Genomic DNA, 17,198 nt, shown 5'->3' on the forward strand with positions numbered 1-17,198 from the left:
CCCCGCCGCAGGCCCCGACGGGCCGCCGGAACCGCCCGACCTGCCGCCGCCGCTGGCCCTGACGGGCCTGAGCCTGGACGAGGCGTGGCGACGGCTCGCCGACACCGACTGCCGGCTGCGCCACGCCGAGGCCGCGTACGCCCGCGCCACGATGGAGGCCGCGGCCCGTCCGGTGGCCGGAGCGCACCCCGAGAGCACCGGCTGGCACGCCAAGCTGCGCGCCCGCCGCCGCAAGGCGCTGGAGGCGTACGAGGAGGCGGCCACCGAAACCGAGGCACGCGGTTCGCTGCCACAACCGCCGACCGCTCCCACCGCGGAGCTCACCGAGGAGGAGGTGCTGCGGCTGGGCGGGGATCTGCTCGCCATGCTTCCGCGCCAGGTGTCGGTGGCCGACTACCGGCTGGTGGAGGAGAAGGTCGCCGTCGCCACGGAGGTCGCCGCCCGGCGGCCCGCCGCGGCCAAGCGCCATCTGCGTGAGGCGGCCCGGTTCGCCGAGCGGGTGACCCGCGACGCCGAGCGACGGCAGGAGACCGAGGAGTGGGCCGCCCAGCAGCTCGCCTTCCTCCGCGCCGACCCCGGCACCCCCGTGCCCCTGCCCGACGCCACCGCCGAGATCGCCGTTTTGAAGCGCCTTCTGCACCAGGGCGGGACGCTGGAGGAGGCCGAGCGGGTCCGTATCGAGGCCCGCGTCGGCGAGCGGGTCGACGCGTATCAGCGGATGTACGCCACGGAGGTGATCCGTGCGGCGGTCCGGCACTCGGAGCCCGAGACGGCCGGATACACCACCTCCGGAGCGGTGCAGATCATCGACTGGACCCCGCCCGGCTGGGGGGACGAACACTGGCTCCGCATCAGCCTGGACGCCCGGGGCACCGCCCGCGTTTCCACCATGCACCGTGAGCGCGACCCCGGTGAGGAGACCGACGACGATCTGGACCTCGACTGGCGGCGCTGCGCCGAGGCCCCCGACCATCTGGAGGAGCTGCGGAAACTGGCCGAACGCGCCGGGCTCAGCATGCCGTTCGACTTCGACGAGCCACCCGCGCGGCCGGTCCCGCGCACGGCGGCCCGGTCCAGCCATGACCACCGCACCGGACCCAAGGTCCGCCGCCGTGACCAGGAGGCACCGTCATGACCGAGTCAGCGACGTCCCCGGGCCGCGGCGACCGCAGGCTCCCGGCCTTCGCCGAGGAGCTGGTCGGCACGCTCGGCGTCCAGTCCCAGTACGTCCTGCACGGCAACATCCGGGACATCCACCTCGTCCGCCACGACAAGAACCCCGACGAGGGCGGTCCCGAGCGGCGATACGACGCCCACCACACCCTCACCGAGGTGCTGTGGAACGCCCTGTGGCAGGAGGGGTACGAGGCGCTGATCCGCTTCGACATCGCGGACGGCTTCACCGCCGTCGCGGGCCCGGCGGCCAAGGAGGTCCGCGAGCTGCTGCACGGGCGGGACGCGGCCAGGCCCGGACGCGCCCGGCGCGCCGACGCCCCCGTCCACCTGGCCGACGCGGAGCGGACCCTGCGCGACATCGTCACCGGCTGGAAGCAGCAGGGGCCCCGGCCGAAGACACCGGACGGCCGGCCCCGACCGGACACCGCACAGCGCCAACAGCCCTACCGGGTGGTGTTGTTGATCGACTACGCGGCCCGGATCCCCACCGATGTCACCCGGCTCAGCGATCCGGAGCGGGACTTCTTCCTCAACTGCCTGAAGCTGGCCGAGGACGCCCGGCCGCTCCCCTCCCCGGGAAGCGGACGGCGGCTGTTCAACCCCGTGATCTGGCTCGCCGACGGGGAGCGCGACCTGCCCACCTGGCTGGTCGCGGGCAGCGAACGGGTCCGTACCATCGGCATCCCACTGCCCGATCTGGGCGGCAGGCGGCGCATGGCCGAGCTGCTGGCCGAGGAGCACACCGCCGCCTCCGCACCCGAGGACGACGGGCCGGTGAGCCTGGGCAAGCCACGGCGGCCGGACGAGCACGATATCGACACCTTCGCCCGCGCCACCGCCGGGCTGACCCTGCGCGCGATGCGGGAGAGCGCCCGGATCGCGCTCGACCGCGGGCTGTCGTTCGCCGAGATGCGGGACGCGGTCCGGGTCTACCAGCTCGGCGTCAAGGACAACCCGTGGCAGGCGGACTACATCCGCGAGCAGATCCAACGGGGCGAGGCGGACCTGCGGGCCCGGGTGAAGGGCCAGGAGAAGGCGGTCGGCAAGGCCCTCGACATCCTCAAGCGCGCCGCGCTCGGCCTCTCCGGCGCCCAGGCGTCCCACCCCGGCAGCCGGCCGCGCGGTGTGCTGTTCTTCGCCGGGCCGACCGGCACCGGCAAGACCGAGCTGGCCAAGTCGGTGGCCAAGCTGCTGTTCGGCACCGAGGACGCGTGTCTGCGCTTCGACATGAGCGAGTTCTCCGCACCGCATTCGGTGGACCGGCTGCTCGGCGCACCGCCGGGATACGTGGGCTACGAGGCGGGTGGCGAGCTGACCACGGCGGTGCGCAACGACCCCTTCCGGGTGGTGCTGTTCGACGAGATCGACAAGGCCGACAAGGGAGTGCTCGACAAGTTCCTCCAGGTGCTCGAGGACGGTCGGCTCACCGACGGGCAGGGCGTCACCACGTACTTCAGCGAATGTGTGCTGATCTTCACCTCCAACCTCGGGGTCAGGAAGCGGACCGGCGAGGGCGGCGGACGCGAAGGGCGGGTGGCCGAGCCCGGTATGCCGTACCACCAGCTGGAGGAGATCATCCTGGCCAATGTGAAGGAACACTTCGTCGAGGAGATCGGCCGCCCCGAGCTGATGAACCGGCTCGGTGGCAATGTGGTGGTATTCGACTACATCGACGCCAAGGTGGCCGCCGAGATCTTCGACTCGCAGGTGGGCAACATCCAGCGGGTGCTGCGGGAGGAGCAGGGGGTCCATCTGCGCCTCTCCGACGAGGCACATCAGGCGCTGTCCACCTACTGCACGGCGGATGTCGACAACGGCGGCCGGGGCATCGGCATGCTGCTGGAGACGCATCTGATCAACCCGCTGGCACGGGCGCTGTTCGACCAGGAGCGGCTGGCGGGCACGGCGGTCACCGTCACCGGTGTGCGGCCCGTAGGGGACGGCACGGTGGCGCTGGACCTGCGGGCGGTGCGCACCGGGGCCGAGGGCCCCGGCCCGGGTGGCGGCCGATGAGCGATGGAGCCGCTCCCCCGGGGTGGTGGCGCGAACCGGACGACGAGGAAGCGGAAGCGCCGGCGCGACCGCCGGAGGCATCACAACCGCCGGAAGCGGAGCGGGCGGAGAAGACGTACGAGACCCAGGAGCCGGATCCCCGGACCACCTCCCCGTCCGGGCCCGCGCCGGGCCCGGACGGCGTCGAAGTGTCCGCGCCCTGCTGGAACTGCCGTGCCGCGGTGGCCCCCAGGGACACCCGCTGCGCGTCCTGCGGCCGGGCCCGCACCCATGTGCTGCTGGTCTGCTCCGAGCCGTGTCTGGAGCTCAGACACGGCCCTGGCCCTCCGCTGCGCCTGGGCCGCCACGCGGACTGGGCGCCGCGGACCGCCGCCGCGTTCGCCGGCTGGAACAAGGTCTCCCGGCGCCATGTGTCCATCACGGTGGAGCCGGACGGAACCGCCTGGGCCGAGGAGCCCGAGGCGGGCAGCCGCAATGGCACATATCTCAACGGCGCCCGGATCGCGGCGGGCGTGCGCACCCCCGTCCGCGACGGCGACCAGCTGCGGCTCGGGCTGCGGATCAGCTTCACCGTACGGCTGTACGGACCGGGGCCCGGCACCGGCTGAGCCGGTGCCGGGCGGTGTCGCGGGGCGGCAACCCCCGTGCCGCCCCGCGACGCTCATGTCCGCATACCGGGCGGAATGACGACCGCCCGCAGCGGTGCCAGCAGCCGGTTGGCCACACTGGCCCCCTCGAACGTGCCCAGGTTGTGTGTCTGTCCTGGCACCGCCTTCAGCGGCTCCGCCCCGCAGCGGTCGCCGAACAGCACCAGGGCGGGGTGCGGGCGGTGCCGCCGCGACTGCCACATCAGCCCATGGGCGCCCGGCACTTGGCGCCGGATCTCCCGCGCCCAGGCGCGGGTCTGCGCGTAATCGTCGGTCTCCAGGAGCCAGGAGGTCTGGAACACCGCGGCCAGGTCCTCCTCCCCGACCAGCCGTACCAGGGTCAGATCCTCGGTCACCCGCACCTTGGACAGCGAGCGGGTGGCCGCCAGCGCCCACGGCACCTGACGCCGCCCCTCCGGCCCGGTGAACTCCATGTCCCGCAGCATCACCTCGGCCAGGGTGGTGGTCGGCTCCACGGCCGCGTACAGATACCCGTACCGGTCCTCGGCGGTGGCGTCGAAGCGGTTGCCGCCGAAGAAGGAGTGCGCGGGTTTCGGGTTGAACTCGGTGCAGGCGTAGGCGGTCTCATGGCACCTCCACAGCTCGGTGCCCGCGCTCAGAACGGACAGGTTCGGGCTCATGCGCGCGCCCTCGGGGGGCGCCTGCCTCACCATCCGCCCTCTCCCATCAGCGCGGCGGCGGCCTCGGTCAGCCGCGCGTCCGGCACCCGCCCCACCAGGGCGGCCGGTGCGTCGCGCAACCAGGTGTTGCCGCCGAGCCACCAGTCCGCGGCGCCCCACGGGTCCTGGTCCGACAGCAGCATCCGGTTGATCCGCTGCACCACCGGCCGTGGCTCACCGGTGTCCGGGTCGAACTGGAAGTCCGGGTAGCGGTCGCCGCGCTCGGGGTCGGACAGACGGATCAGCCCGGCCCCGGCGGGATCCTCGGCGGCGGCGCCGGTGAGCCGCTCCGGGCCCCGCGCGGGGGCGGTCAGCAGCCGCTGCTGTACGGCCCGCGCGATCTCGGCGCTCACGGGGTCCAGCGCGGGCCAGTCCACGGACTCCAGCAGCCGGATCAGCTCGGCCAGCCGGTCGGCGTCCGGCAGCACCGCCGAAGGGGCGGCGCCGCCGGACCTGAACTGGTCCAGCTTTCTGCGCAGTTCCATCTCGCGGGGGAGGGGCAGCAGCGCCAGCCGCACCTCCCGCAGCGCACCGCGCACGGCCCTGGTGTCGTCTCCGGCGGCCCGCAGCCGCAGCACGCCGTCCTGGAACCCGCTGAACTGCGTGGCGGTGAGCGACGCGCGGATCTCCGGCAGATGCCGGCGCAGCAGCTCCAGGAGATCGTCGGTGGTCATGGCTGTCGTCCTTCCGCGGATGCGTGGGGAGCAGGGCTGCCCTGGTGGATGAATCCGGCCCAGGAGACGACCCGGGCCAAGCCGCCCGCGTCGCTCTGCGTCTCGGCCAGCAGGAGCCCGGTCAGCCCGGGGACGGGACGGCGGTCGTGGTCCAGCATCCACAGCTGGGCGGCGCGCAGGGCGTCCGGCGGGGCCAGCCCGGCGACGGTCAGCTGATGGTGGAAGACCACCATCAGCGCGGCGGACGCGCTGTCCGAGACCTTCCACCGCGAGCCGACCACATCCGTGGCGCCACGCGCCAGCAGCGCGGTGGTCGGGGTCAGCGCCTCGTCGTGGTCGCGGCTGCTGAGGTCCGTCTCGCAGGCGCTGAGCACGATCAGCGGCCCGGCGGTGGACTGTTCCACGGCGGGCACGTCGAGAATGCGCGTCACCGTCAGCCTGCCCGGATCCGGGGTGTCCGCGGGGTCCGGGGTGTCCGCGGGGTCCGGGCCGGCCAGGTGGAGGGCCGAATCGGTCGGCCGCAGCCCGGCCAGGCCGTGCACCACCAGGTGCAGCAGTGAGGCGGCGGGCACCGCCGGGCCTCCGGGGAGGTGGGAGAGCACGTCCTCGGAGGTGCCCAGCGCGCTCTCGGGCGCGTCCTCGTGCCAGCCGTAGAGCAGGGCCCCGGTGTAGTACGCGGTACGAAGGGCCGTCACCTCGTCCTGCGCCCACGTCAGATCCCCGCTGGGGTCGGCCACCAGCACCGCGCGCTCACCCGCGGGCATCCGGCCGCGCCGGGCGGCCCGCAGGAACTCACCCCCGGACGCGGCGTACGAGATCACCGCGGCTTCGCAGGCGTACGCGTACGGGCGCGGCGCACCGGACCATGACCCGGGGAGGCGGGCGGCGTGCCAGGGAACGGCACCGAGGTTGCCGCACGGCACGAGGACCAGCCGGACCGGCGCGTCGCGTGCCCCGCGCCCGCCCTCCGCCCGGGCGCCCAGCGCGTCCAGTACGGGGGCGAGCACCGCCGGGCCCGCCCAGTCGCACAGCCCCTCCAGCGCCGCCTCCCAGCGGCGATGGGCCTCGGCGTAGGCGTCCATGCCCCGCTCGGACACGGCGGACCGCCGGGCGCCCGCGTCCAGATAGCGCTCCAGCGGCTCCCGGCCGAGCGCGCCGAGCCCCGGCAGCGGCAGCGCCGCCGGGTCACCGGCGCTCCCCACCAGGACGGCCACGCCGTCGGCGGTGCCCTGCCCGGGCACCAGATACACCAGGGCGTCGGCGCCGGTGGCGCACAGCCCCTCCCGCAACTGAGCGATACCAGGCGCGCCGAGCAGCCCGCGCAGCGCCTCGGAGTCGCCGTCCGGCCGCCGCAGCGCCTCCAGCGCACGGCGGCGCAGGGTACTGGGGATGGCGAGACCGGGGTCGAGTTCGGCCGGCAGGACCCGCGCGAGCGCCGTCCGGACCTCCTCCGGAGTGCCGCCACCGACGCCGGGCGCGAGTCCGCCGCCGGTCGGCGCGGCCCGGGGCGGAAGGTCCCGTACGGCGGTACGCCACCGCTCGGCCAGCTCCGCCTCGCCCCGGGCGGCCAGCTGCTCGGGGACCCCGGCGGCCGCGGCCGCGGCCCGCAGCACCAGGCCCCGCCCGTTCTCCAGCGACTCCACGGCCTCCTCGATCCGGCCGTCCACCGCGGCCCAGTGGGCGGCGAGCAGCCCGCGGCTGGCCCCCGCCCTGGCCACTTCGAGGCCGTGCTCGGCGCCGAGTTGCAGCAGCACGTCCTCGGCCAGCACCCGCAGCGACTCCTGTGCCGTCGAGAGGGCGGCATCGATGTCGTCACGCCCCCGGTCACCGCGCAGCCGGTACGCCTCGGCCAGCTCCCAGAGCACCTTCTGCCGGATGTCCGGGCTGGTGCGCTCGGTGAGGTCGCGGCGGGCCCGCTCCAGTTCGCCGACCGCCTCCTCCAGCACGGACGGGTCGTCGGTCGAGCGGTGGATGGCCAGCAGCGCGTACACGACGGCCTGCCGGACGCGCACATGCTGGTCGGGCGTCGAGGCGGGGCCGTCCAGCGCCCCGCGGGCCCGGGTCACGGCCTCGGAGACCCGCCCGGGATCCGGTTCGATCAGGGAGGAGAGGGCCAGCGCGGGCGCCCAGCACGCGTCCATCAGGGGCCGCGCGAACGTGGGGACCTTCGGATGCCCCGCCGCCTCCTCCAGATAGGCGACGGCCGTACGCAGGGCGGTGACCCCGCCGTCCAGCGTGGCCAGGCTCAACTGGGCCTGGCCGAGCAGGAAGAGGACCAGGAACTGCCATTCGCCGTCTTCGGTCTCCTCCAGCAGGTCGAGCAGCTCGTCCAGCAGATCCTCGAGCTTGTCGGTGTCCTCCTCCGCGAGGGCTTCGGTGATGCGCAGCTGAAGGTGCATACACCGGTTGCAGATCCGCAGCCCCTCGGCGCCGGGCCCGGTGGCGTGTGCCGAGTCGAACACCGCGGAGGCGGGGCCGAAGAGCGCGTCGAGACGGGCCCGTGCCTGGTCGCGGTCGGTGAGGTTGCCGCCGAGGGTGTTGGCCGCGGCCAGCAGCCCCGGCGAGATGAGCCCGGCCATCCAGCCCACCCGGCCGGACCCCTTCCCGGCCGCCGCCCCGATCAACTCGGCCGCCTCGGCCAGCCGATCGGCGTCACCCGTGCGCACACCGTGCGCCATACGGCTCATCGCGGCCCGCATCGCGGTCTCCGCCTCTTCGCCGGCCGGTCCCTTGCTCACCTCGTCGACCAGGGTGGTCAAATCCTCCGCCCGGATGGTGCCGGGCACCTCGATCTCCAGCATGAGCGCGGCCTGCGCGAAGGTGAGGGCGGCCTCCTCCTCCGTGAGCTCCTCCAGCGGATCGGTCGCATCGCCGTCTCCGCCCGCCCCGGCCGTGGCGAACTCGGCGGCCATCCCGCTCAGGGCCCGCACCAGCTCGGAGCCGCGGCCCGGCATCCGCTGGGCCAGCTGCGCGGCCAGGTCGGCCATCTGCTCGAAGTCCCCGGAGCGCGCGGCGGCGGGCACCCGCTCCAGCGCCTCGGCCGCCCACAACAGGGGTTCGGCGACGGCCTCGGGCAGGGTCGGCGCCACCTCGGCCACCAGACCGCGCAGCTCGGTCAGATCGGCGCTGAGCTCGGAGTCGCCCACCACCACCTGGCGCCCCAGGGCGAACGACTCCAGGAGGCGGGACAGCGTGCCGTCCCATCCGGCGACCATGCTGGGCGTCAGCAGCAACTGCACCAGGTGCAGGGCCGAGACCCGCTCGTCCCTCGGGTCGAGCACCCCAGGCGCGCGCGCCGCCCGCAGCACCCGCAGGCCCCGACTCCGGTCGTCGTCCGTGGGATGGCGCCGGTAGCGGTCGGCGTACAGGCCGCCGAGCCGGGCGCGTACGGTGCACAGCAGCGCGTCCTCGTCCGGCACGGCCGCCGCCAACGCGGTCTCCAGCTCGGCCAGTTCGGTGATGAAGCGGTCGAGCGACGCGGGATCGGCGCCGGCGGGCGGGCGAGTGGCGCCGGGGGAGCCCTTGGCCACCGGGTCGTCGGGCGCTCGCTCGGCCCCCGGACCGTGGGACGAGCTCCGCGAGTCAGTTCCGGCGGGCGGGCGCTTGGCCGCGGGGTCGTTCGACGGGGGAGGGACGATCCATGCCAGCGCGTCGGTCGCGGCCCGTTCCGCTCGGTCGCGCAACGCCGCGACATCCGTGCCGTGCATGAAACGTCCCCCCATCCCCCGGTGCTGTGCCCCTCTCATCATCCGCCCCCGCGCACGAGCGCAGGAGCCTTTTGATCGGTCCATCCGGAAACCGACCGGAAGACGTCCGCGAATCGCCCGGTCGGATCCGTACGCCGGAGGCCGCGTGGAAACTCCCGCGGCGCCTCCGCTCTTCTTCGCACGGTTTCCTTAGAATCGCTCGCATGTCTGATCTGGTGACCGATGAGCTGATTGACCTGCAAAAGTCCGCTGATGCCGAACATCAGCGGGTGTCCGGGCTGGACGGCGAGGAGCGACGGGCCCAGTGGGAGCGGTGGCGCGTGGCGGCGGAGCGGGTGCAGGCGGCGATCACCGAACACGCCGCGTCGGCCGGGCTGAGCAGATTCGAGGTGGAGCGGGCGGTGAAGAAGGCCGTAAGACATCCGGAGGACTCGTCCGCGACCTAGAAGCTCCGGGGCGGCGCGGATGGCGCGGGTGCCACGGATGGCTCCCGGGCCGCCCCCGTGTCGCCTCCTGTCAGGCACATGCCCCCGGCATGACACCGCCCGCCTCGTGATCAAGAGAAAAGGGGCATGGGGTGAATGGCGTGATATCCCGTCACGCCAGGTGAGACACCTTTATCAATGCGTGACCAAATGTGTGGGTGGCGTGCTCGACCGCGCTCTACTCTCGCCGCACGTTCAACATTTCTGCACAGGATTCCCGTGGCGAGAAGGATGGGGCATACATGTACGGCACGGTCGACGGGTTCAGCTACGGGGCCGCCACTCCGGTGGCGGCCTACCTCATGGCCTGTCTCGGGGCGGCCCTCGGCTTACGCTGCACCGCCCGGTCGGTGCGCACCCGGCCCTCCTGGAAGCCGGGCTGGCTCGCGCTCGGATCCGCGTCGATCGGCTCGGGCATCTGGACGATGCACTTCATCGCCATGATGGGGTTCCATGTGAAGGAGACCCCGATCAGCTTCGACATACCGATCACCTTGCTCAGCCTCGCGGTGGCGATCGTCGTCGTCGGCATCGGCGTCTTCATGGTCGGCTACCGGGGCACGTCCCGAGCGGTGCTGCTCCCGGCCGGTGTGTTCACCGGGCTCGGCGTCGCGGGCATGCACTACATCGGGATGTCCGCGATGCGTATGCAGGGGCATCTGGAGTACTCCGTGCCGACCGTCCTGCTCTCCGTCCTGATCGCGGTCGTGGCCGGAACCGCGGCCCTCTGGGCCGCCGTCACCATCCACGGCTTCCGCGCCAGCCTGGGGTCGAGCATGGTGATGGGGGTCGCGGCGACCGGGATGCACTACACGGGCATGGCGGCGGTGAGAGTGCGGCTGGACGATGTGCTCAGCGCCTCCGTGGGTGGCAAAGCGCCCGTATCGCTCATCCTCCCCCTGCTGATCGGTCCGGTGGTCTTCCTCGTGATCGCGGGGACCATCATCATGTTCGATCCGCTGCTGGTGCTGGGCGAGGGGGAGTGGAACGAGAAGAAGGCGGACAGCCGACGTCGGCCCCCGCCGCCACCGCCTCGTCCGGTCTGGCCGAGCCGGCCGCCGGACGATCCCGTTCGGGCCCGGGAGGGCCGCCCGGCCCCGCCCCACGGCGGCCAGGAGTACCGCCCATGGTGAACCCGCGGCCGGTCCGGGGCGAGACGGGACCGGCCGTGACCGCCCCGCCGCCCCGGCCGCCCCGCCACACCCCATGGGACCTCGGCAGCTCGGCGGAAGTCGGCCGCGGTTCGACAGGCGCCCCGAAGGGGTGCGGAGCTGTGCCGAAGTGCGGCTCCGCCGCGGCTGTGCCGATGTGCGGCTCCGCCGCGTGGGCGACCGGTCACGACGGAGCCGCGGACGAGTCGTGGGCAGCTCGGCGCACCTTCGGCGGAGCGCTCAGTGGAACCGGTGTGTTCCCGACCAGCCGGGATCCCCGGTGGTGGCGAAGCGCACCCACGCACCGTGCATCTCCGTGGCCAGCGACGGCGGGATGTCCGGTCCGAGCAGTCCGTTCGCCGAACGGAGCGCGGGCAGACCGGTGTTGTCGAAGACGAACGGCAGTTCGGCGGTGTGACACGCGCCGAACGGCCCGCCCCGCCAGTCGAAGTCGTAGGTGAACGCCTTGTCGTAGCGGGACACCAGCCGCTCCCGGGCGTCGCGGAACATCGCGTCGATGGCCGCGCTGTATTCCGGCCGCTGGTAGAGCCGCGACTCCTGGGTGTTCGTGCCCGCCACCAGTTCCACCGGATGCGGCGGTGGCGTGTCGTCGAGCGTGTCGAGCACCACGCCGAGCGGCGACAGCCGCCACCCCGCCTGGGGCAGCCCCGCGAGCTCCGACACCAGGCGCTCGTCGGGGATGGCGGCGAACGCCTCGACCGTGGCCGGTACGCCCAGCCGGTCGGCCAGGGCCCGGGTCGTCTCCGCCGCCTCCGCGCCGGTCAGGGTGTAGAGCCCACCGCTCTGGCTGATCGCCTGCCGGAACAGCCCGGCGGCCTCGGGTGTCACCAGCAGCGAGCTGACGATCATCCCGCCCGCCGACTGTCCGAACACCGTGACCCGGTCCGCGTCCCCGCCGTAGTCCGCGATGTGCTCGTGCACCCACCGCAGCGCCGTGAGCACGTCCAGCAGCCCCCGGTTGCGCGGGGCGCCCGGCAGATCGAGCCAACCCGGCGCGCCCAGACGGTAGTTGAGGGTGACCAGGACCACACCGTCGCGGGTGAAGGGGGCTCCGTCGTACAGCGGCGCCTGGCCGGTGCCGGAGAGGAAACCGCCGCCGTGCACGAAGACCATCACCGGGGCGCTTCCGTCGGTCCGCGGTGTCCAGACGTTGAGCGTCAGATAGTCATCGCCACGCACCCAGCCCTGACCGATCGCCGGGCTCAGATCCACCGCGAACGGCCGCTCGGGCGCCGGAGCGGTGGGCCCCGGCCCATCGGCGCCGGGCGCACCGTGCACGGGGGTCGGCGCGGCGAACCGCGCGGCGCCGGTCGGCGCGGCCGCGTACGGGATGTTCCGGAACACACTCATCGCCATGCCGCCCACTCCTTCACCGCGAACCGCTCGCCATCACGCCGCACTTCGGTCGCGGCGGGGCCGGGGAAGTGCGCGGGGAACAGCAGCGCGCCCTGGTCCGCGGCCTGCGCCAGCACCCGGCGTCGGCTGACCCGGGCCCTGGGCTCGTCCTCGTCGAAACAGGGGCAGTCGTCCGGCTCGACGATCTGAAGCGGGCTGTGCAGCACATCGCCCGCGAAGATCGCCCGATCCGTACCGGACCGCAGCCGCACCACGGAGGAGCCGGGCGTGTGGCCGGGGGCGGGCTCGATGCGCAGCCCGCCGTCGATGTCGTAGTGGCCGCCCTCCCACAGCACGGTCTGCCCGGCCTGGTGGACGGGGGTGACGCTGTCCTCGAACACATTCATCATGCGGAGGCCGGAGCGGGTCCGGTGCCCGTTCTCCGGGTTCCAGTAGTCGAAGTCGATGCGGGGGATGACGTACTCCGCGTTGGGGAAGGTCGGCCGCCACTCACCGTCCTGCCAGGAGGTGTTCCATCCGACGTGGTCCCCGTGCACATGGGTGCAGATCACCAGGTCCACATCCTCCGGGCGGACCCCGGCCAAGGCCAGTTCCCCCAGGTAGTTCGTGTGGAGGTGGTGGAAGTGCGGCATATGCGGCCGCTCCCGGTCGTTGCCGATGCCGGTGTCGATCAGGATCGTCCGGCCCTCGCTGCGGACCAGCCAGGTCTGGATCATCGTGTGGATCTCATCGGCGGCCGGATCCAGGAATTGGGGGACCAGCCAGCTCTCGTGCGCGCGCCAGTGCTCCGTGGCCACGTCGGGAAAGATGAAGTCGCGTGCCAGACCCCTCGGGGTCACCTCTACCACGCGGGTGATCTCGACGTTTCCAAGCGTGATGGTGTCCATGACTCCAGCCTGCTCGTCGGCGGGCGTCGGCGGTATCGGTCATATGACTGCAACCACGGGCTAGAGTCGGGGGATGACCATGGTCGGGCGGGAAAGTGAGAGCGCGGCCGTACTCGATCTGACCAGCGGTGTGCTGGTCCTCACGGGTGAACCGGGTGCGGGCAAGAGCACCCTGCTGGGCCTCGCGGCGGATCGTCACCGGGGCCGGGTGCTGCGGATGACGGGCACCGAGAGCGAGGCCAACCTGACGTTCGCGGGGCTGCACCAGCTGCTGCGGCCGGTGCTGGGGGAGACCACCCGGCTCCCGGGGCGGCAGCGGTCGGCGCTGCTGGGGGCCATCGGCCTGGGGGATGGCGGCTTCGAGGGCTCCGGCTTCGGGGATCCTGGCTGCGGCGACACCGGCTCCGAGGGCACCGGGCGCGAAGACGGCCGCCACGGTGGCCCGCCCGACCGGCTGCTGCTCGGGGTCGCGCTGCTCACCCTGTTGTCGGACCTCGCCCGGCAGTCGCCCGTCCTGGTGGTCGCCGACGACCTCCAGTGGATCGACGCCGGATCGCTGGAGCTGCTCGCCTTCGCCGCCCGGCGCATCGGCGACGAGCCCCTCGCCGTGCTGGCCGGAACCCGGGACGCACGCGAGGGCATCCGGGGCGGGGCCACGGCGCCGTTCTCCGGCTTTCCCCTGCCATCGGTCTCGGCTGCTCGGCCGGGTGGGCGTACCTGGACCACGGGCTGTGGGCGCAGGCCCGTACCGCCGCCGTGAACACCAGCTCCGCGGGTGCCGGACTGCCGCACCTCGACGCCGCCGCGCGGTCGCTGGAGGCCGCGGCCCTCGCACTGGCCGGACGGACCGATGAGGCCCGCACCGCGGGCTCGGCCGCGTTGACCCTCGTCGATCCGCACCGCAGCCGTGCGGTCGCCGTCCGGGCCCGGTGGGCGCTGGGCATGGCCGCGGTGGCCGACGGTGACCATGTCGGCGCGTACGAGCAGTTCCGGCCGCTGTTCACCGCCGACGGCGACCCCGTCCACTACGCGTGCTCCTACGCCGGGCTCGCCGAACTGGCCGCCGCGGCCGTCCGTACCGGCAATGGCGCCGAGGCCGCCGCCATCGTGGAGCGCACCGCCGACCGGCTCGCCGAGGACCCCTCGCCCCGGATGCGCATCCTGATCCACCGCGCCCGTGCGCTGCTCGAACCGTCAGGGGCCGAGCCACACTTCACCGCGGCCCTCGCCGAGCCCGAGGGGCGCCAATGGCCCTTCGAACGGGCGCAGATCCTGCTGGACCACGCCGAATGGCTGCGCCGCCGCCACCGCGTCACCGAGGCCCACCACCAGCTGAACACCGCGCTGGAGACCTTCCGCCGCCTCGGCGCCCGCTCCTGGATCGACCGTACCCAGGCCGAACTGCGTGCCGCCGGCGTCGAATCCGCCCCCGCCACGCCCGATGCCCTCACCTCGCTGTCCCCGCAGCAGCAGCACATCATCCGGCTGGCCGCGCAGGGCCTGAGCAACCGTGAGATCGGCGAACGGCTCTTCCTCTCCCCGCGCACCGTCGGCTCGCACCTCTACCGCAGCTTCCCCAAACTCGGTGTCACCGCCCGCTCCCAGCTGCGCGACCTGCTCGAGGCGTCCGGCCAGCCGTAGCGGCGGCGGCCACGCGGACTCCCGGGCTATCGCCAACGGCAGGGCAGCTCCACCACGACGACCGTCGGGCCGCCACGCGGGCTGGTCACCGTCACCGTTCCATCGAGCGCGGCGACGCGACGGCGCATCCCGAGGAGTCCGGAGCCAGGGCCGGGGCCGGTGCCGGCTCCGGGCTCGGAGCCGAGCTGCGAGCCAGGGTCGGAGCCACCCGTCTCCCCGGCCCCGGACACGCCGGTGGCGGCCTCGGTGCCACCCGCCCCCCGTCCCTCGTCACGCACCGAGACCCACAACCCGCTCGGCGTGCGGGCCAGCCGGACCTCGGCCCGGTCGGAGCCGCTGTGCCCGGCCGCGTTCGCCAGCGCCTCCGCCACGACGTAGTACGCGGCCGCCTCGACCACCGTCGGCGCTCGTACCCCCTCCGCAAGATCGTCCACCCGTACGGTGACATCGAGCTCGCTGCTCGCGGCGAGCGCCCGTACCGCCCCGGCCAGGCCACGGTCGGTGAGGACCGGCGGGTGCATGCCGCGCACCACGTGGCGCAGCTCGGTCAGCGCCTCTTCGGCCAGGTCCTGTGCGTCGTCCAGCATCCCGCGCGCGGCCGTCGGATCCCGGTCGTACGCCCGCTTCGCCAGCCCGATCCGCAGGGACAGGGAGACCAGCCGGGCCTGGGTGCCGTCGTGCAACTCCCGCTCGATACGGCGGAGTTCGGCGCCGTGTGCCGCGACGGCACCCGCCCGGGTCTCCGCCAGCTCCGCCACCCGCTCGGCCAGCCGCGCGGTGTCCGTGTCCATATCCGTGGCCGTGGCTGTGCCCCTGTCCATGTACACGGCCGTGTCCATCGGGCCGGGCCGCCGGTGGCGCAGATACGCGCCGAGAGCCAAGGCGAGCGCCGACGTCAGCACGGCAGTGGCCCGCGCCGAGTGGCGCATCGTCCTACCCATGCCGACGAGGCTAGAAGACCGTCCGGGCAGGCGCGGGAGAGCGGGCCGCCCCTTCGACGGTGGAGCCCGCTACACCCCACCCCCGACCCGGGATTGACCGGCATGGACGCGAGCAGGGTGCGCCCACGCCCCGGGGATGCCATGGTGGGGGGACCGGTCCGCCCAGAAAGGCACTCGATGACGGATCTTCAGGAAGTGGACCGCATCGCCGCGGCCGACCACCACTTGGCGGTCGTGTCGACGACGCGCGCCGACAGCTCGGTCCAGGCATCAGTGGTCAACGCCGGGATCGTCGGCCATCCGGTGTCCGGTGAGCCGGTGGTCGCCTTCGTCACCTACGGCCGCGCCAAACTCGCCCATCTACGGGCACGGCCGCGCGCCACCGTGGTCTTCCGCGCCGGATGGAACTGGGCCGCCGTCGAGGGCCGCACCGAGATCGCTGGGCCCGACGACCCGTTCCCCGGGGTCGACCAGGAGCGTCTGCGTCTGCTGCTGCGCGAGATCTTCACCGCCGCGGGCGGCACTCATGACGACTGGGCCGCCTACGACCGTGTGATGGTCGAGCAGGGCCGTGCCGCGGTCTTCGTCCACCCCGAGCGGGTCTACAGCAACTGACCCCAGGGCACGCCCCCGCCACCATCTCAGCGGAAACGTGCCGCGACCCCGGACGGGGCGATACCTCGCCACGGCGCGGCTCACGGCACCCGAGATGTCCACTCCGGTGAACCGAACTTCTCCGCCGCCAGCCGCCGCGCCGCCGTCGACTCCTCGTCCGTCACCTTGCCGTCCGTGAGCCCGTACCGGCCGCGGAACGAGGCCACCATGCGCTCGATGACGGCGTGGCGCGGCAGCCCGGTCTGGCGACGCAGCGGGTCCACCCGCTTGTCGGCGCTGGCGATGCCCTTGCCGGACAGCTTCTCCCGCCCGATGCGCAGCACCTCGAGCATCTTGGCGGCGTCGATGTCGTACGACATGGTCACGTGGTGCAGTACTGCGCCGCCGTGCGCCGCGATCCGCTTCTGCGCGGCCCCGCCGACCTTCCCGGCCTCCGTCGCGATGTCGTTCAGCGGCTGGTACCACGCCTTGACCCCCATCTCGCCCAGCGCGCCCAGCACCCAGTCGTCCAGATAGGCGTAGCTGTCGGCGAAGGAGAGGCCGGAGACGAGCGAGTCGGGTACGTACAGCGAGTACGTGATGGTGTTGCCCGGTTCGACGAACATCGCCCCGCCGCCGCTGATCCGCCGGACGACGGTCACTCCGTGCCGCTCGGCGCCCGCCGGGTCGACCTCGTTGCGCAGCGACTGGAAGCTGCCGATGATGACGGCCGGACGGTCCCACTCCCACACCCGCAGCGTGGGCGGCCGCCGCCCGGCCGCGACCTCGTCGGTCAGTACCTCGTCCAGGGCCATGTGCAGCGCCGGGTCCTGCGGCCCCTCGTGGATCAGCTGCCAGTCGTAGTCCGTCCAGTCGGTGGCATGGGCCAGCGCCCGCCGCACCGCGATGCCCACGGCCTCGGCGGAGAAGCCGAACATCACGGTGCCGGTGGGCAGCGCCGCCTCGATGCGCGCGGCCAGCGCCTGCGCGTCCGCGTCGGCGGGGGCGCCCTCCAGGGCCCGGTCGATGGTGTGCAGCGCCTCGTCCGGTTCCAGGAAGAAGTCGCCCGCGACCCGTACCTCGCGCAGCGTGCCGTCGTGGACATCCAGGTCCACGACGACCAGCTTGCCGCCCGGCACCTTGTACTCACCGTGCATTCACCGCACCGCCTTCTGATTCCTGGCCCCGGCACTCCCGATCATTATCCCGCGCCGCGACGGGCCGC

General features: G+C 73.4%; 12 protein-coding genes and 2 pseudogenes. 7 read left to right on the forward strand and 7 right to left on the reverse strand.

Going from position 1 to position 17,198, the window contains the following annotated elements; genetic code table 11:
• The 3 genes from NQU54_RS38895 to NQU54_RS38905 all read left to right on the forward strand — a co-directional run.
• Positions 1–1,135: hypothetical protein (locus NQU54_RS38895; protein WP_257635113.1), on the forward strand; the 1,135-nt coding region annotated here is incomplete at its 5' end.
• Positions 1,132–3,189: an AAA family ATPase gene (locus NQU54_RS38900; protein ID WP_257635114.1), complete on the forward strand. Its 2,058-nt coding sequence runs from the start codon at positions 1,132–1,134 to the stop codon at positions 3,187–3,189. The genes NQU54_RS38895 and NQU54_RS38900, both read left to right, overlap by 4 nt.
• Positions 3,186–3,797 carry an FHA domain-containing protein gene (locus NQU54_RS38905; protein ID WP_257635115.1) on the forward strand — a complete coding sequence of 204 codons (612 nt, stop codon included), beginning with the start codon at positions 3,186–3,188 and terminating at the stop codon, positions 3,795–3,797. The genes NQU54_RS38900 and NQU54_RS38905 overlap by 4 nt, the downstream gene beginning before the upstream one ends.
• 53 nt (positions 3,798–3,850) lie before the next feature.
• Here NQU54_RS38905 and NQU54_RS38910 read toward each other — a convergent pair whose 3' ends face one another.
• The 3 genes from NQU54_RS38910 to NQU54_RS38920 are packed head-to-tail and all read right to left on the reverse strand — an operon-like array spanning position 3,851 to position 8,897.
• Entirely contained in the window at positions 3,851–4,477 is a 627-nt protein-coding gene (locus tag NQU54_RS38910) for an RES family NAD+ phosphorylase (protein WP_257635116.1), read from the reverse strand.
• Positions 4,478–4,503: 26 nt separating this feature from the next.
• Entirely contained in the window at positions 4,504–5,190 is a 687-nt protein-coding gene (locus NQU54_RS38915) for a hypothetical protein (RefSeq protein WP_257635117.1), read from the reverse strand.
• On the reverse strand, positions 5,187–8,897 hold the full coding sequence (locus NQU54_RS38920) for a CHAT domain-containing protein (RefSeq protein WP_257635118.1): 3,711 nt from the start codon (positions 8,895–8,897) through the stop codon (positions 5,187–5,189). The genes NQU54_RS38915 and NQU54_RS38920 overlap by 4 nt, the downstream gene beginning before the upstream one ends.
• 203 nt (positions 8,898–9,100) lie before the next feature.
• Here NQU54_RS38920 and NQU54_RS38925 point away from each other — a divergent pair, with 203 nt between their 5' ends.
• On the forward strand, positions 9,101–9,343 hold the full coding sequence (locus tag NQU54_RS38925) for a hypothetical protein (protein ID WP_257635119.1): 243 nt from the start codon (positions 9,101–9,103) through the stop codon (positions 9,341–9,343).
• A gap of 281 nt (positions 9,344–9,624) precedes the next feature.
• On the forward strand, positions 9,625–10,515 hold the full coding sequence (locus NQU54_RS38930; RefSeq protein WP_257635120.1) for an MHYT domain-containing protein: 891 nt from the start codon (positions 9,625–9,627) through the stop codon (positions 10,513–10,515).
• Between the two features lie 258 nt (positions 10,516–10,773).
• Here NQU54_RS38930 and NQU54_RS49535 read toward each other — a convergent pair whose 3' ends face one another.
• Positions 10,774–11,910, reverse strand: a complete 1,137-nt coding sequence (locus tag NQU54_RS49535) for a carboxylesterase family protein (RefSeq protein ID WP_306279512.1) — start codon at positions 11,908–11,910, stop codon at positions 10,774–10,776.
• Positions 11,901–12,797 (reverse strand): MBL fold metallo-hydrolase, encoded by an 897-nt coding sequence (locus tag NQU54_RS38945; RefSeq protein WP_257635121.1) that lies wholly within the window; start codon positions 12,795–12,797, stop codon positions 11,901–11,903. The genes NQU54_RS49535 and NQU54_RS38945 overlap by 10 nt, the downstream gene beginning before the upstream one ends.
• 130 nt (positions 12,798–12,927) lie before the next feature.
• Here NQU54_RS38945 and NQU54_RS50600 point away from each other — a divergent pair.
• Positions 12,928–14,435 (forward strand): annotated as a pseudogene (locus tag NQU54_RS50600) (AAA family ATPase); the annotation flags it as partial.
• 29 nt (positions 14,436–14,464) lie between these two features.
• On the opposite strand, the pseudogene NQU54_RS38960 reads toward NQU54_RS50600, so the two are convergent.
• Positions 14,465–15,214 (reverse strand): annotated as a pseudogene (locus tag NQU54_RS38960) (sensor histidine kinase); the annotation flags it as partial.
• Between the two features lie 342 nt (positions 15,215–15,556).
• On the opposite strand from NQU54_RS38960, the gene NQU54_RS38965 reads away from it, so the two are divergent.
• Complete coding sequence (locus NQU54_RS38965) at positions 15,557–15,994, forward strand: TIGR03618 family F420-dependent PPOX class oxidoreductase (protein WP_069867650.1); 438 nt, start codon at positions 15,557–15,559, stop codon at positions 15,992–15,994.
• Between the two features lie 80 nt (positions 15,995–16,074).
• On the opposite strand, the gene lplAB is transcribed toward NQU54_RS38965, so the two are convergent.
• Positions 16,075–17,130 (reverse strand): lipoate-protein ligase LplAB, encoded by a 1,056-nt coding sequence (gene lplAB / locus NQU54_RS38970; protein WP_257635124.1) that lies wholly within the window; start codon positions 17,128–17,130, stop codon positions 16,075–16,077.
• Positions 17,131–17,198: the final 68 nt, after the last annotated feature.

This window comes from Streptomyces malaysiensis subsp. samsunensis (genome assembly GCF_024519315.1).
Taxonomy (GTDB): Bacteria; Actinomycetota; Actinomycetes; order Streptomycetales; family Streptomycetaceae; genus Streptomyces; species Streptomyces malaysiensis.